This window comes from Streptococcus sp. KHUD_017 (assembly GCF_054861245.1).
On sequence record NZ_CM142175.1, the window covers coordinates 83899 to 98878 of the forward strand.

Consider the following 14980-nt stretch of genomic DNA (forward strand, 5'->3'; position numbering starts at 1 on the left):
AGTTGAGTTTCTTTAGATAGGGGAGAGCATGGCTCTCTCCCTTTTTTAAAAAAGTAGATATTATGGAGTATTTAGATGAAACTATCAATTCTTATCACTCTTTTAAATGAAGAATTAGTTCTCGCTCAAACGCATAAAGCCATCTCTGAGCAGTTAGAGAGTATGATTTTATCGGAAGAACTGTCTGACTACGAAATTCTCTATGTGGATGACGGCAGTAGCGATAGCACACTAGAATTAATCGATGCTATTGCCAATGAAAACCCACGGGTCAAGTATATCAGCTTTAGTAGAAACTTTGGACGCGAGAGTGGAATTCTTGCTGGTTTTAAGTATGCGACTGGTGATGCAGTTATGGTGATGGATGGTGATTTGCAACATCCGCCCTACCTTATCCCTCTCTTTGTAGAAGCTTATAAAGAAGGATATGACATTGTCAGCGGTCAGAGAACTCGAGAAGGGGAGTCATTTGTAGGAAGCTTCTTTGCTCGTAGTTTTTATAAATTCTCGAATCACTCCATGGACGTTAAATTGACAGATGGAAAATCCGAGTTACGTCTCCTCAGTAAGAGAGCTGTGGATGTATTTGTTTCACTGCCGGAGTACAATCGATTTAACAAAGGGCTTTATGAGTGGATCGGTTTTAAAGAGAAGGTTATTCCTTATCAAAATGAAGTTCGTAAGGCAGGAAAAAGTAAATTTGGCTTTAAGAAGTCTATGAACTATGCTTTCCAGGGGATTATCTCATTTAATGACCGACCGCTTAGAATTTGTATCCAATTTGGATTTGTCAGTATGGCTCTGTCTCTTCTCTATATTGTTTATGAATTTTGTAAATTTATCTTTTCTTCCGACTATACAAGTGGCTATTTCACGACAATAGCAGCTATCATCTTGTTTAGTAGTGTGCAACTCATTTTCATAGGAGTACTTGGAGAGTATATTGGAAAGATTTATTACGAGGTGAAGCAGCGTCCTCACTTTATCGTCGCGAAAAGCAATATTGACCAAGCTGAAAAAGATAAGATTGGTTAAGAAGACATAGGAGAAAACAAACATGGATAAGTGGTTAACGCGTTGGCAAGAGTTAAAAGGGAAACACCCTAAAGCCTTGCTTTATACGATAAGTGCCTTACTACCGATGACCATCATGCTGGTTGTTTGGTTCTTCATGGGTAGCTATCCCTTTGGGAATAAAAGTCTGATGGCAGTTGACTTTGGTCAGCAGTATATCAGCTTTTTTGGCTTACTTAAACATGCGGTACTTACTGGTGATTTGAGTAGCCTGACTTACTCTTTTACTAAATCTCTCGGTGGAGACATGATAGGGGTTTTGGGCTATTACTTGATGAGTCCCTTTAATATTTTTTATATTATTATACCCTTCAAACACTATGGTTTAGCAGTTTTCCTGACTATTTGGCTTAGATATGGAGCAATCGGATTATCTTTCTCTCATTTCCTGATTAAGCGCTATAAGGGAGCAGAATCTCGTGTGTGGTTGGTGCCTTTGTTTGCAACAGCCTATGCTCTTTCAGGGATGCTCGTTTCCTATCAGATGAACGTCATTTTCTATGATGCCATGATTATGCTACCGCTCGTTATCGTTTATCTGGAAGAGCTCTTGGATGGAGGAAGACCCTATCGTTATGCCTTTATTTTAGGGCTAACAGTCTTTCTGCAGTTCTATATGGGCTATATGATTTCGATTTTTATCGTCCTATACTCTTGCTATTATGTTTCACCACGCCTCTCTATCCAGGGAACTCTGAAACAGAAGCTGAAACACTTCTTGAGTCCTTTGGTAAAAACATTTGCCTTCTCTGTCATTGGGGTTGCTACGGCATCGGTTTTGATTGTGCCAGTTTTCTATAATCTCCTTGAGAGTAAGGGGCAGGTTGGAGATGCTATGAAGTTCTCCTTCGCCTTTCAGATCAATCCTGTGGATATCCTGTCGAAGTTAGCTATCGGTGGTTTTGATACTGCCTCAGGCTGGTCGGCTGGACCTAACCTTCCAAATATCTACATTGGTGCTTTAGGATTTCTAGGTTTTATCCTCTACTTTACATCGAAGCAGGTAGCCAAGGAAAAACGTTGGGCTGCAGGTGCGGTCACCCTTGTCTTCTTCATTTCCTTTGTCAATGAATTTGTAAGTAAAATCTGGCATATGGGACAAAACCCAGCTGGATTCTTCTTCCGTTTCTCATGGTTATTCTCGTTCTTTATGCTCGTTTTAGCCTATCAGGTAGTTAAGGGACAAGTAGAAATTTCTCGCAGAGGGAAGTTGCTTTCAGTGGTGTTGCTCGTTTTATCAGCAATTTATCTCTATACAAAGAAATTCACCTATCTTCCAAAAACCCAGCCAGAAGCTTTGACTCAATTTCTATCAAAGAATGTTCTTGTGTTTTGGGTTTTACTAATAGCTATCACTGCAGCTTGCTCTTATCTCTATTGGAGTCGTTCTCGTAAAGCTCCTCAAGTGAAAAAAATGGTGCTATTGATAGCTGGTGCTGTCGTCCTTCTTTTAGGAATTCTTCTCCAAACAGGTTATTTCTTATCTCAGGTTGTATTAACCTTGTTGGTCTATTTGGCAGTTATCTTCTTATTGCGCACAAGAATGACCAGACTAGCCATTCTTGCCGTGTCTGCCCTAACAATCTTTGAGTTAGGCTATAATGCCTATCTTTCTCAAGTGACCTTTGGGTATGCAGATGTAGACAAGTTTGTAGATGCAACGGTATCTGTAAAACAAGTGACAGATGATGTTCAAAAACAAGCAGACCAACCATTCTATCGAATCGCCTCAACCTTTGCCTATTCAAAAACAGTGCCATCGCTTGTTTCCTACCCAGGTTTAAGTACCTTTAGTTCTAGCTTAGAGCGTACGACCATGGATCAATTCGCCTACATGGGTGATCAAGGGATTAATGCGGCGACAGAGTATGAAAATGGGACCCTCTTAACAGATGCCCTATACGGTGTTCGTTACTATATGGATGTCAAGGATCTGGATCCTACAGAGAAAGAAGCTCATCCTGAGAGAATGTATTTCACTCGTTTTGCAAGTCGTTTTGATATGCAACGTTATTTCACGCGTAAGGTATATGAAGATGAGCGTTATATTGTGTACGAAAACCCAAATTCTTTCCCATTAGCCTATGGAACAAATGATTTAGTAAGAAACATCAACTTTGGTAGAAATAACGCTATCCAAAATCAAAATATCATCCTTAACTCTATGGAAGGTGTGAAAAAAGGCGAAGAGAATTATCTCGACTACTTCAAGCCCCTAGCCTACGGAGATGTCGAAACAGAAAATCTTACTGAGGAAAATGTCGACAAAGAAAAAGGAACCGCAATTTACAAGCGGGTGGACTCTTCTAAGGATGCAGTGGTTCGCTACCGAATTACTCCGCGAACAGACTTGACTTATTACTTCTTCGTACCTGCAGGTCTAAATACAGAGAAAGATTACTCCGTTCTTTTGAATGGCAAGTGGTTTACTCATTCTAAGAGAAATACGCAACGTCAACTCTGGCAAATTGCAGATAATGCAGAGAATCAAGAATCTGTACTGGAATTCCGCTTTAAAACAGATAAGGTTGACCTTTCAAACGCAGGGGTTTATCGAGCAGAAATCAGTCAAATTCAAAGTGCTTTAGAAAAAAGGAAGGCACAAGGTCTACAAGTTGAGAAATTCTCGAATACTCATATCGTCGGTTCAGTGAATATTACTGACGACAGTAAATATATGATGACTTCTATCCCTTATAGCGAGGGGTGGAAGGTGAAAGTAGATGGTAAGGATGTACCTGTGACAAAAGCATGGAACAGCTTTATTTCATTCCCGATTACTTCTGGACAACACAAAGTAGAATTTGTCTTCTCACAAAAAGGAAGGGTTACAGGTGCTGTATTGACTCTCATCAGTCTAACAACACTTTATATTGTCAGAAGAGATTACAAAAAGGATGATAAAAACCAGCTGAAAGAAAGTCAAGACGCTCCATCAGCTGACTAAGCAATCTTTTATCAACTATAAAAAATACGGTCAGGATACCATTCCTGACCGTTTTCTTTTACAAAATGACAAAAATCTTAAACTTTTTGACAAATATGCTTGTCAAAAATAAAAAGATGTGTTACAATAAAATCAAGTTAAGAACAAAGGAGAAAAAAGACATGCTAAAAAATCGTCTAAAAGAGCTTCGGGCTCGCGATGGCCTGAATCAAACCGAGCTGGCCAAACTAGCTGGCGTGTCCAGGCAAACCATCAGTTTGCTAGAGCGGGATGAGTATACCCCATCCATCGTCATCGCCCTGAAGATTGCTCAAATTTTCCATGAACCAGTCGAGTCGGTCTTTCGCTTAGAGGAGGATGAGTGATGAACAGGTATAAAGTGATTTATTATCTATCTATAGTCGTGTTTATCGTAAATCTTTTGGCTATGATTGGAAGCCTATTTGGTTGGTTTACGATCGTCGAAAGTAAGTACCTCTTCTGGATTAATATAGTGCTACTATTAGTCTTTAGATGGGTAGAGAAAAAAATAAAGTTTAAAGAGATCCTAAAAGGGGAAAAGTTATGAAAGAATTTTTAGCAGGTTTTCAAGTTGATACTGAGAACAAAGCACTTGCAGGTGTTTGTGCAGGTTTAGGAAACTATTTTAACATTCAAGCCAACATTGTTCGTTTGGTGACAGTCTTGTTGTTTCTCTCTTCTACGGAGATTGGGATTATAACAGTTACAGCCTATGCTTATCTAGCAGGTTGGCTTGGCAATGAACCTTTGGGAGATGGAGCGAAGAAAGCAAGAAACCAAGCTATTCTCTTACTTGTTGTTTGTTTGCTTTTGGTATCACTTGGAGCAGAAGGCTTGACCGCTATTTTTGAATCAGGAAAAGCTTTTGGTCAATGGTTGTCTGGCTTGTTTTAGAAAGAGGTTAAAAGATGGAAAAGAAACATATCATTTTTGCACTGAAGATTTTTCTTGCAAGTGTTTTATTAGGAATATTTGCTGGTTTCCTTGGTCTTAATCCTTTAGGTATCAGCCAAGAGCAAGTAATTATTGCCTCGTACTCAATTTTTCTTGGTCTGGGGCTGATTACGGCAATCCTAACATTTTATTTCACTAGAAAAAGTCATCAGGCTTATCAGAAGTATCAAAGAGAGGAAGAGGATGAAGGAAATGAGCAAGACTACCTTGCTACGTATCGCTTCTTAGATTATGCTACAGTAGCTTGGAATGTTTGCCAAATTAGTATGCTATCCTGCCTACTTTTAGATTTAGGAGGTTTAGGCAAATCAGTAGCACCCATACTTTTGATGGTTGTAGGTATCTGGTCGGGTGTATACTGTCTCAAAATCACTAGCAAGGTTCGTAACTATAAACTTTCAATTATGGCGACTCCAAAGGAAGTTTTGGAATACCTGGATACTTATGATGAGGGAGAAAAACAGGCTGAGATGGAAGAAGCTTACTTGATCTTATTCAAGGTCAATCAGCTCCTCATTCCTGCTATCTATGTTGTCTTAGTCGTGTTATCTCTAGTATTGGGACAAGTACAGTTGGTTGCTCTGCTGGTGGCAGTGGTCATCCATTTGTACACGAATGTTGCACAGTTGCGCAAAACAAAACGTTATTTCAAATAGGAGAATATTATGAAAACACTTAAAAATATTGGCTGGTTTGCCCTTGCTTTCTTATCATTTATTATGATTTATACTTTCATTCAGGGTGTAGGTGTGGCAGCGATGAAGTTGGGAGCACCTGACTACGTTTTTGTCCCTGTTTATGTCTTATTAGCAGGAATCTTCACCTTCGTTACCTACAAGTGGTATAAGACAGGAACTGTTACGATTGAAAAAACAGCCCTTAACAAATACATCTGGTTACCTGCCTTAGTATTGGCCCTTGTCATTGTTGCTCAATTCTTTTTGCCAAATGATCAGTCAGTCAATCAACAGACGGCAGAACAATTGACTCATAATCAACCTCTCTTTTCTTTCTTTATGGTAGTTGTATTTGCGCCACTTACAGAAGAGTTAACCTTTAGAGGGATGCTAGCTCGCTATGTCTTCCCTCAACAGGATAATGTCAAGCAAACAGTTCTCTTTCTTCTTGTAAGTAGTATCATCTTTGCCCTCGTTCATTTCCCTGGCACTCCACAACAATTCCTAGTTTATGCTTCACTTGGATTTAGCTTGGGCTTGGCTTATATCAGTAAAGGTGGTCTAGCTTATAGTATTGCCCTACATGCTTTGAATAATTTAATCGCATTTTTAATGATAGTCATGCTATAATAGACTCAGGAGGAAGTCATGAAACGAGTAATATTATTAGCAGTAGTTCAGGCAGTTGTTCTTTTCTTTATCATTGGAGCGCTTGCCTATGCTTTAAAAGGGGATTTCTTTTATAACTATTTAGCAGTGATCTTTGCACCAATCGCAGGAATTATGCGATTTGCGACGGCTTATGCAACGGAGATTGTTCTCCCTAAGAAGGCAGCAGAGATTGCAGAAAAGCGTAAAAAATAAAGAAATACTAAATCCAGCGAATGACTTTGCTGGATTTTTTCATTTATGAGAGGAATCTCTCAACTTTTCTGATGATTTTCATGAAGAGCCTGCGCTTTTATGGTAAAATAGTAACAGAATAAAAGAGGAGAGAAAACATGAAACGTAGTATGTATGCTGGTCGTGTTCGTGAGGAGCACATCGGACAAGAAATTACCTTGAAAGGATGGGTTGCTCGCCGTCGTGACCTAGGAGGTCTGATCTTTATCGACCTTCGTGACCGTGAAGGAATCATGCAGTTGGTTATCAATCCTGAGAAAGTTTCTGCGGAAGTGATGGCAACGGCTGAAAGCCTTCGTAGTGAGTTTGTCATTGAGGTTACTGGGCATGTTGTAGCACGTGAGCAGGCAAATGATAAACTGGCGACTGGAGCGGTTGAACTGAATGTAACAGCTCTTACTGTACTCAATACAGCTAAAACAACACCATTCGAAATCAAGGATGGCATTGAGGCGAACGATGATACACGTCTACGTTATCGTTACCTTGACCTTCGTCGCCCAGAAATGTTGGAAAATCTTAAACTTCGCGCCAAGGTAACGCATTCGATCCGTAACTACTTGGATGAGTTGGAATTTACCGATGTGGAAACACCATTCCTTTCTAAGTCAACACCAGAAGGAGCGCGTGACTATTTGGTGCCATCTCGTGTCAATAAAGGGCATTTTTACGCTCTTCCTCAAAGTCCGCAGATCACAAAACAGTTGTTGATGAATGCGGGATTTGACCGTTACTACCAAATCGTCAAATGTTTCCGTGACGAAGACTTGCGCGGTGACCGCCAACCTGAATTTACCCAGGTCGACTTGGAAACTTCTTTCCTAACTGAGCAAGAAATCCAGGATATCACAGAAGGCTTGATTGCGCGCGTGATGAAGGAGACAAAAGGGATCGAAGTAACGCTTCCATTCCCTCGTATGAAGTACGATGATGCTATGGCCCTTTATGGCTCTGACAAGCCTGATACTCGTTTTGAGATGTTGCTTCAGGACTTGACAGCAGTAGTCAAAGGTGTTGATTTCAAAGTCTTCTCAGAAGCTCCTGCAGTTAAAGCCATTGTGGTCAAAGGTGCTGCAGATAACTACTCACGTAAAGACATCGACAAAATGACAGAAGTAGCCAAACAGTATGGTGCCAAAGGTCTTGCTTGGGTTAAGGTTGTTGATGGGGAATTAAACGGACCAGTTGCGAAGTTCTTGACTGCCATTCAAGGAGATTTAACAAGTGCGCTTGGTCTTGAAGACAAAGACTTGGTTCTCTTTGTGGCTGATACGCTTGAAGTAGCTAATGCAACACTGGGTGCCCTTCGTGGACGTATTGCCAAAGAGCTTGGCTTGATTGATAACGATAAGTTTAACTTCCTTTGGGTTGTTGACTGGCCAATGTTTGAATGGTCTGAAGAAGAAGGCCGTTATATGAGCGCTCACCATCCATTTACGCTTCCTCAGGCAGAGACTGCTCATGAACTCGAAGGGAATTTGGCTAAGGTTCGTGCTATTGCCTATGACATCGTCTTGAACGGTTATGAACTTGGTGGTGGTAGCCTTCGTATCAATCAAAAAGACCTTCAAGAACGTATGTTCAAGGCTCTTGGCTTCTCGGCTGAAGAAGCCAATGACCAATTTGGTTTCCTTTTGGAAGCTATGGACTATGGATTCCCACCACACGGGGGCTTGGCTATCGGACTTGACCGTTTTGTAATGCTCTTAGCAGGAGAAGAAAATATTCGTGAAGTCATTGCCTTTCCGAAGAACAACAAAGCGACTGATCCGATGACGCAGGCGCCATCAACAGTAGCTCTTAAACAACTAGAAGAACTCAATCTACAAGTAGAACAAGATGAAACAAACGGAACAAACTAAGAAGTGGCACTATTATTTGCGTCGCTTTGCTCATCGCGTAAAAATCTTACGTGTCTTACAAGGAATTTCTAAAGAAAAATACGATGAAAAAATCTCAGCTTCTCTGGTATATGGTTTTTTATCAGCTGTAGCCGTCAATTTCTTTTTCCAACCAGGACACGTTTATTCAAGTGGTGCAACAGGTTTAGCACAGATTATCTCAAGCCTTAGTAACTACTGGTTTCATTTCCACATCCCGATCTCTGTCGCATTCTATTGTATCAATATTCCACTCATGATATTAGCTTGGCGCCAGATAGGGCATAAGTTCACGATTTTTACTTTTATCACGGTATCCATGAGCTCGCTCTTTATCCAGTTTATACCAGTGGTAGTCTTGACAGAAGATCCTATCATCAATGCCCTGTTTGGGGGAGTCGTCATGGGGCTAGGAATCGGATTTGCTTTACGCCATAACATTTCCAGCGGTGGAACGGATATTGTCAGTCTTACTATTCGTAAGAAAACAGGTCGTAATGTCGGAAGCATCTCTTTCTTGGTAAATGGTACAATCATGCTGATTGCAGGATTGACCTTTGGATGGAAATATGCTCTCTATTCTATGATTACGATTTTTGTTTCAAGCCGTGTAACAGATGCAGTTTTCACCAAACAAAAACGCATGCAGGCTATGATAGTCACTAGCAATCCAGATGCAGTCATTGAGAAAATCCATAACAAATTGCACCGTGGTGCGACTATGATTCATGATGCTGAAGGGACTTATAACCACGAGCGTAAGGCGATTTTGATTACCGTTATCACTCGTGCGGAGTTCAATGATTTTAAACAGATTATGAAGCAAGTTGATCCAACAGCCTTTGTGTCTGTCTCGGAGAATGTCCATATTCTAGGACGATTTGTCGAGGTTGAAAACTAGCTGTTCAGATAAATAGAATACAAAAAAACCAACTCGAAAAAGAGAGTTGGTTTTTTATTTTTCAACGATTTTGTGCGCAATCACTTGTCTATAGCAGATTTGACGATTTTCTTTGACATCATTGATGATTTGAAGAATGGTTTCAAATGAAGTTCGGCCAAGAGCAAGGCTATTGATATCAACATAGGCAGCTAGATTCAATCTTGGATTCACCGAATCAAAGCTTAGAACAGGAACATCAAGCTGGTGTTCGTTGAGGTAGTTACAGACACCTTCAGCTAAGAGACTATCTGTTGTAATAATAGCATCGGTCTGAGGGTCGTGTTTAAAGAGTTGTTTACTAAAGTTATAGCCCTTTTCTTCTAGAAACTCGTCTGCAAAGAAGGTACGTTGACTATCAAGAGGTAGATCGTGTTCTTGAAGTGCTTGCTCGTAACCTGTCAGACGGTCCTGGGTAACGAAGAGCTTCTTGGGACCACCGATAAAGGCAATTCGACTGCATCCTTTTTTGATGAAATATTCGGTCGCATCAAATCCGGCTTGGATGTTATCATTATCAACAAGCGGAATGAAAGGAGAAAGTGATTTTCCAAGAATGAGGAAGGGAAATTGCTCATCGACAACTAATTGCACCAAGGGATCATTTTCTTGAGCATACAAGAAGATAAGCCCATCTACACGTTTTCCATAGACCATTTGTGAAATGGCGTTTAAACGCTCTTTCTCATCCTTACCAGTCGCAATCTGAATGGCATAGTGATTTTCCGAGGCAACCTGTGCAATCCCTCTAAGAACAGAAGGGAAGAAAGGGTTTTGGTAGAAAACGTCTGAGTCATCCGGAAGAACCAAGCCAATGACTTGCGTATAACTGCTAACGAGACTTCGAGCATTTAGATTAGGATGATAATTGAGTTCTTTCATTGCTTTTCGAACTCGTTTTTTGGTTTCGTCACTAATCGTTGATTTGTTTTGAATAACACGGGTTACGGTTGAAGGTGAAACTCCTGCAGCCTTGGCCACGTCTTTAATCGTAACAGGCATAATAATCTCCTACTTTTGGTAGTCTGGATCACGATAATGAGTCTTATAAAAGATAGTGACCAGGTATAGAACAAATAAAATGTTTTGAACAGTAATCAAAGTTGCCATATTCTGTCCCAAAAGACCTAGAATCAGGGTAATTAAAGTTGGTAATCCTAAACAGTTCAAAATAAAATGATAGCACTCTTTATAGGTCTTAAATGAGAAGAGACGAGATTTTTTCGTGAAGTAGAGCAAAAGGCTCGCACCTAAAGCTACAATGAAAAAATTAAGTCCAAAGAGGAAACTAGCACCTAAGACCAGGAAGAGGCTGATATAGACACGGTTCTGTTGATACCAGTCTTTAGAAATGGCCTGAGTCAAGCTCTCCTTGTTTTGAAAACTTTCAGTCGTGATAGCGTGATAGCGAATGCTGGTTAGTTCTTTTCCTTGCTTACTGATGACGAGATTCTCGGGTTCAAAGCTAAGGAGCAATTCCTCAGGGAAACTTGAACTAGAAGTATCTCCAATTTGAACAGAAGCTTGATGAGGAGTTGAACCCGTATAGCTTAGTTTACCATCTACAATCTGAGCATTCTTAGCTAGATCCTGAACGACTTCGTCCGTCAATGGAGCATAGACATCATCGATGAACGTCTCTAAAGGATAGGTTTCCTGAGAACTGTTCTGGATAGCAATAGGCACCATGGATAAGCTAATCAAGAAAATACTGGTAAAAATCAGTTGAAACCAGTTTAGACCAAAACGATGAGAGAGGGGCTTACGAAATCCCCAAATACTATTAAAATAAGAAAACGGATATGGTAACATAAATCTCTTTCTATAGGCATTTTCTATACGAGTATTATATAGAGAAATGTTTTTTATTTCAAGCGGGGATAGTAGAATCCTTGGTAAAAGTGAATGTTTGTTATGATTCATCCATTAACTAACAAGGAAATCTCAGCAAGCTCATGTTTCTCACCAGACAATCGATGTACAAGTTCAAAAATGAAAAAGGGTGGCGAGGGTATATTACCCCTTGTCGCCACCGCTTGTAAGTCCTGAAACGAAGTTCTTTTGCAAGAAGAAGAAAAGTGTACAGATTGGAAGAGCGATGAGGATGGCACCTGCTGAGAAGTAGGCAATCTTCAAGTTCTTCGCATTATTGACGAAGGTTTGTAGACCAACGGCAACTGTAAAGTATTCTTTTTCACGAAGCAAGAAACTAGAGAGGATATAGTCTCCAAAAGGTCCCATGAAAGCCCAGAGTGCTTGTACAGCCACCATTGGGCGAACAAGAGGGAGAACGATTTGCCAGAAGCGGCGGAAGTGTCCTGCACCATCTAGTTTTGCAGACTCATCAAGAGACATTGGCACGGTGTCAAAGTAACCTTTCATCAACCAAGCATTCATAGGGATACCACCACCGACGTAGAGGAAGATGAGGAACCAGCTATGGTTAAGGGCATTCAACATGAGGGCCATAACGAAGAAGGCAGTCAAAGCGGCCATGGTTGGCACCATTTGGATAATCAAGAAGAAGACCAAACTTTGCTTACGAGCCAAGAAGTTGTAACGGCTATAGGCATAACCAGCAAGTACGATAATACTTGTCTGAACGACCATAGTGACCAAAGCGATGATCAAGGTATTAAGGTACCATGTGCCGTACAAGGTTTCTGTAAAGAGCCCTTTGAAGTTATCAAGACTAAAGTTGACATTGCCGTCGAGTTTAAAGGCCACAACGTTACCAGCCTTGAAGGCTGACATAATCGTGATTAAAAGTGGATAGATAATGACGATTGAAAGTCCAATCAAGTAGAGGTAAGTGAGGGTTTGAGTCAGTCTACGTTTGAGTTTGATTGAGTTATTCATCTTAGACGTCCTCCATATCAAATGCGTGTAGTTTCTTGAATGCAATCATAGAAATAGAGATGACAATGATTGAAATAATCAAGGTAACGGCAGCTGCCATAGAGTATTGAGGAGCTGTACCAGTTGTCAAACGGTAGATCCATGAGATCAAGATATCGGTTGAACCAGCTCCACCACCGACACTACCAGGACCACCACCATTGAAGAGGTACATGATAGAGAAGTTGTTAAAGTTGAAGGTGTATTGGCTGATCAAAGTAGGTGCCGCAACAGCCAAAATCATTGGGAAAGTAATGTTGCGGAATTTTTGCCAAGCGTTTGCACCATCGATATAAGCTGCTTCGTACAAGTCGTTTGGAATAGACTGTAGGATACCGAGAGTCAAGACATAGATATAAGGGAATCCAAGCCAACCTTGCATCATAATCAAGGCAACCTTAGTCCAAGTTGGGTTTGTCTTCCAAGGGATAAGTGCTCCATCTAGGAAAGGAAGAACCTTAGCAAAGAGAGGGATAACTTGAGTATTGATAGCTCCGACACTATCGTTGAACATGTTTGAGAATGTCAAGATAGTGATGAAGGCTGGAACAGCCCAAGGGAGAAGGAAGATAACACCAAAGATACGTTTTCCTTTGATGAATGGTTGGTTAGCAATAATAGCTGTAAAGATACCGAGTACGATTTGCAAAGTAGATGCAGATAAAGCCCAGATAATAGTCCAAGAAAGAACAGAACCGAAGGCTGAACGGAAGGTACTCAAGCTCCAGATGTTTGTGAAATTAGTCAATCCAACCCAGTCCAAGAGTTTGTTTGGTGGTAAGTGTTGGAAATCATAGTTGGTAAAGGCAATCATCAAGGTTACAATAACTGGGAAGATGATCGCAAATGTCATGGCAACGTAAGATGGAATGATAAGCAAGTAAGGAAACCCATTTTCATAGATTCCTTTAATCATATCCTTCAATGTCAATGGGACAGGAATGCCATTATTAATACGTTTTGCAATAGTGTGAGCGTCTTTAATATTGAGAATATAAAAGGCTAGGTAAACAATTACAAAAATAGAGTGGAATGCACCACGAATCAACATGAAAAGAGAGTTGTCACGGCCAGGTTTTTCACCGAGCGTGATTAAGTTGCTCAATTCTGGTGCTGCAAGTACTATAAAATAGAGGACAAAAGCCAATGTTACAGCAAGGAAGATAAAACCTTTAGCTTTTTGTTTGTTGTAGATTTGTCCCAACCCAGGAATCAATGAAAGCAAGGCTGCTTTTTTTGGTTGTTGTTCCATGAGTGCTCCTTTCATAAGATACGAGCTCTGGGCTCGATGCTAATCAGCAAGTTTGTTGAAAACATTGTCAGTGTATCTAAAAATCAAGGGAGATGTTTAAATTATCTCCCTTGAATCAATCAATTAGTTACCAAATTTTTGTTGGATTGTTTCTTTGATCAATGTTACAGCATCATTAGCAGCTGTTTTAGCATCTTTCTTACCGCTTACAGCGTCAAAGAGCATTGTTTTAGCTGGGTCCCAAACTGTTGACATTTGAGAGATGTTTGGCATTGGTTGAGCGTTTTGGAACTGTTTGATAACAGCTGTAGTCAACTCATCGTTTTTACCTTCAGCGTAAGCACGAGCTTCAGTGTTAGCTGGGATTTCGTTAGTAGCATCGTAGAATGCTTTTTGTTGGTCAGTTGAAACAAGGAAGTCTACAAATTTTTGAGCGCCTTCAAGGTTCTTAGTGCTTGATGGGATAATCCAAGCTTTACCACCACCAAAGGCTGCATAGTTTTTGCCGTTTGGAAGAGTTGGGATAGTTGCAACACCGTAGTTTACTTTAGCGTCTTTGAATGCTTGAGCTTTCCAAGGACCGTCGATGATTGCAGCTGTTTTACCTTCTTGGAATTGAGTTTGGATCAAGTTTCCAGCACCTTCAGTATCTTGCATACCTTTAGGCCATTTGTCGTACCAAGTCTTAGCGTATTCGATACCTGCGATAGCACCATCGTTAGCAAGACCGATATCTTTAGGATTTTTACCGTTGTCGCCAAATACGTAAGCACCGTTACCTGCAAGAAGTCCGTATGCATAGTAGAAGTTAGTCCAGTCAGCTAGGAAAGCAGTAGTTTTTCCGTCTTCACCAGCGAAAGCGTATTTGCTATCTTTAGCAAGGTTTTCTAAGTCAGCAAATGTTTTTGGAGCTTCTTTAATCAAATCTTTGTTGTAGTACATAACAAGTGATTCGATAACGGCTGGAGCACCGTAAACTTTACCACCCACAGTTACAAGAGATTTAGTAGTGTCGTCAGTTTTAGCACCATCGCTCAAAGTAACTTCTGAAAGTTGTCCGTCAGTACCAAGGCTACCTACACGGTCGTATGGCGCCATCATGACATCAGCAGCTTTACCTGATTGGTTATCAAGTGAAAGATTGTCAAGTCCACCTAATTGGTCACCAGTTTTAATAGTAACTTTTACACCAGATTCTTTTTCGTAAGCTTTTGCAGCTGATTCAGCGAAGGCTTTATATTGATCTTCAACGTAGAAAGTGATTTCTTGACTTCCTGATGCAGATGAATCAGCAGCTTTATCTGCAGTTTTACTTCCGCAAGCTACCAAAAGCAAGCTAGCAAGAGTAGCAGTACCAAGTACAGCTGCGCTCTTCATGAATTTAGTTGACATAGTGTATTCCTCCTAAAGAATAACAAATTTTAATTTCGAGGA

Annotated in this window: 15 protein-coding genes; 10 read left to right on the forward strand and 5 right to left on the reverse strand. The window is 40.5% G+C overall.

Going from position 1 to position 14980, the window contains the following annotated elements; translation table 11 throughout:
• Positions 1-75 precede the first annotated feature (75 nt).
• The 10 genes from pgfS (at position 76) to ACVAMZ_RS00465 (ending at position 9357) form a co-directional block, all read left to right on the forward strand.
• The gene (pgfS, locus tag ACVAMZ_RS00420; protein ID WP_414272786.1) at positions 76-1035 is read left to right on the forward strand and encodes a glycosyltransferase PgfS; all 960 of its coding nucleotides are present in this window, start codon (positions 76-78) and stop codon (positions 1033-1035) included.
• 22 nt (positions 1036-1057) lie between these two features.
• On the forward strand, positions 1058-4021 hold the full coding sequence (pgfM1, locus tag ACVAMZ_RS00425; RefSeq protein ID WP_461684708.1) for a glycosyltransferase PgfM1: 2964 nt from the start codon (positions 1058-1060) through the stop codon (positions 4019-4021).
• Positions 4022-4182: 161 nt separating this feature from the next.
• Positions 4183-4386, forward strand: coding sequence for a helix-turn-helix transcriptional regulator (locus ACVAMZ_RS00430; protein ID WP_000916944.1), 204 nt, complete (start codon positions 4183-4185; stop codon positions 4384-4386).
• Positions 4386-4589 (forward strand): hypothetical protein, encoded by a 204-nt coding sequence (locus ACVAMZ_RS00435; RefSeq protein WP_461684709.1) that lies wholly within the window; start codon positions 4386-4388, stop codon positions 4587-4589. Before ACVAMZ_RS00430 ends, ACVAMZ_RS00435 begins: the two co-directional genes overlap by 1 nt.
• Positions 4586-4936, forward strand: a complete 351-nt coding sequence (locus ACVAMZ_RS00440; RefSeq protein WP_461684710.1) for a PspC domain-containing protein — start codon at positions 4586-4588, stop codon at positions 4934-4936. Before ACVAMZ_RS00435 ends, ACVAMZ_RS00440 begins: the two co-directional genes overlap by 4 nt.
• Before the next feature lie 14 nt (positions 4937-4950).
• Entirely contained in the window at positions 4951-5652 is a 702-nt protein-coding gene (locus ACVAMZ_RS00445) for a DUF3169 family protein (RefSeq protein WP_461684711.1), read from the forward strand.
• Positions 5653-5661: 9 nt separating this feature from the next.
• Positions 5662-6303 (forward strand): lysostaphin resistance A-like protein, encoded by a 642-nt coding sequence (locus ACVAMZ_RS00450; RefSeq protein ID WP_461684712.1) that lies wholly within the window; start codon positions 5662-5664, stop codon positions 6301-6303.
• 18 nt (positions 6304-6321) lie between these two features.
• Positions 6322-6537 carry a hypothetical protein gene (locus tag ACVAMZ_RS00455; protein WP_461684713.1) on the forward strand — a complete coding sequence of 72 codons (216 nt, stop codon included), beginning with the start codon at positions 6322-6324 and terminating at the stop codon, positions 6535-6537.
• A 137-nt stretch (positions 6538-6674) separates the two neighbouring features.
• Complete coding sequence (gene aspS / locus ACVAMZ_RS00460) at positions 6675-8438, forward strand: aspartate--tRNA ligase (protein ID WP_461684714.1); 1764 nt, start codon at positions 6675-6677, stop codon at positions 8436-8438.
• On the forward strand, positions 8416-9357 hold the full coding sequence (locus tag ACVAMZ_RS00465; RefSeq protein WP_461684715.1) for a YitT family protein: 942 nt from the start codon (positions 8416-8418) through the stop codon (positions 9355-9357). The genes aspS and ACVAMZ_RS00465 overlap by 23 nt, the downstream gene beginning before the upstream one ends.
• A 54-nt stretch (positions 9358-9411) precedes the next feature.
• Here the strand turns inward: ACVAMZ_RS00465 and ACVAMZ_RS00470 are convergent, their stop codons facing one another.
• The 5 genes from ACVAMZ_RS00470 to ACVAMZ_RS00490 form a co-directional block, all read right to left on the reverse strand.
• Entirely contained in the window at positions 9412-10398 is a 987-nt protein-coding gene (locus tag ACVAMZ_RS00470) for a LacI family DNA-binding transcriptional regulator (RefSeq protein WP_461684716.1), read from the reverse strand.
• Between the two features lie 9 nt (positions 10399-10407).
• A complete protein-coding gene (locus tag ACVAMZ_RS00475; protein WP_414254146.1) occupies positions 10408-11208 on the reverse strand; it encodes a DUF1189 domain-containing protein in 801 nt (266 codons plus the stop codon).
• A gap of 204 nt (positions 11209-11412) precedes the next feature.
• Entirely contained in the window at positions 11413-12255 is an 843-nt protein-coding gene (locus ACVAMZ_RS00480; RefSeq protein WP_178894442.1) for a sugar ABC transporter permease, read from the reverse strand.
• Position 12256: 1 nt separating this feature from the next.
• The gene (locus ACVAMZ_RS00485) at positions 12257-13546 is read right to left on the reverse strand and encodes a carbohydrate ABC transporter permease (protein WP_461684717.1); all 1290 of its coding nucleotides are present in this window, start codon (positions 13544-13546) and stop codon (positions 12257-12259) included.
• 123 nt (positions 13547-13669) lie between these two features.
• The gene (locus ACVAMZ_RS00490; protein WP_458636561.1) at positions 13670-14938 is read right to left on the reverse strand and encodes an extracellular solute-binding protein; all 1269 of its coding nucleotides are present in this window, start codon (positions 14936-14938) and stop codon (positions 13670-13672) included.
• Positions 14939-14980: the final 42 nt, after the last annotated feature.

Bases quoted from the DNA above. Each gene is read 5' to 3' on its own strand.
- ACVAMZ_RS00480 (WP_178894442.1), bottom strand. From the start codon at position 12,255: ATGAATAACTCAATCAAACTCAAACGTAGACTGACTCAAACCCTCACT.
- ACVAMZ_RS00430 (WP_000916944.1), top strand. From the start codon at position 4,183: ATGCTAAAAAATCGTCTAAAAGAGCTTCGGGCTCGCGATGGCCTGAAT.
- ACVAMZ_RS00445 (WP_461684711.1), top strand. From the start codon at position 4,951: ATGGAAAAGAAACATATCATTTTTGCACTGAAGATTTTTCTTGCAAGT.
- ACVAMZ_RS00435 (WP_461684709.1), top strand. From the start codon at position 4,386: ATGAACAGGTATAAAGTGATTTATTATCTATCTATAGTCGTGTTTATC.
- ACVAMZ_RS00470 (WP_461684716.1), bottom strand. From the start codon at position 10,398: ATGCCTGTTACGATTAAAGACGTGGCCAAGGCTGCAGGAGTTTCACCT.
- ACVAMZ_RS00455 (WP_461684713.1), top strand. From the start codon at position 6,322: ATGAAACGAGTAATATTATTAGCAGTAGTTCAGGCAGTTGTTCTTTTC.
- ACVAMZ_RS00475 (WP_414254146.1), bottom strand. From the start codon at position 11,208: ATGTTACCATATCCGTTTTCTTATTTTAATAGTATTTGGGGATTTCGT.
- pgfM1 (WP_461684708.1), top strand. From the start codon at position 1,058: ATGGATAAGTGGTTAACGCGTTGGCAAGAGTTAAAAGGGAAACACCCT.
- ACVAMZ_RS00450 (WP_461684712.1), top strand. From the start codon at position 5,662: ATGAAAACACTTAAAAATATTGGCTGGTTTGCCCTTGCTTTCTTATCA.
- ACVAMZ_RS00485 (WP_461684717.1), bottom strand. From the start codon at position 13,546: ATGGAACAACAACCAAAAAAAGCAGCCTTGCTTTCATTGATTCCTGGG.
- ACVAMZ_RS00465 (WP_461684715.1), top strand. From the start codon at position 8,416: ATGAAACAAACGGAACAAACTAAGAAGTGGCACTATTATTTGCGTCGC.
- pgfS (WP_414272786.1), top strand. From the start codon at position 76: ATGAAACTATCAATTCTTATCACTCTTTTAAATGAAGAATTAGTTCTC.
- ACVAMZ_RS00490 (WP_458636561.1), bottom strand. From the start codon at position 14,938: ATGTCAACTAAATTCATGAAGAGCGCAGCTGTACTTGGTACTGCTACT.
- aspS (WP_461684714.1), top strand. From the start codon at position 6,675: ATGAAACGTAGTATGTATGCTGGTCGTGTTCGTGAGGAGCACATCGGA.
- ACVAMZ_RS00440 (WP_461684710.1), top strand. From the start codon at position 4,586: ATGAAAGAATTTTTAGCAGGTTTTCAAGTTGATACTGAGAACAAAGCA.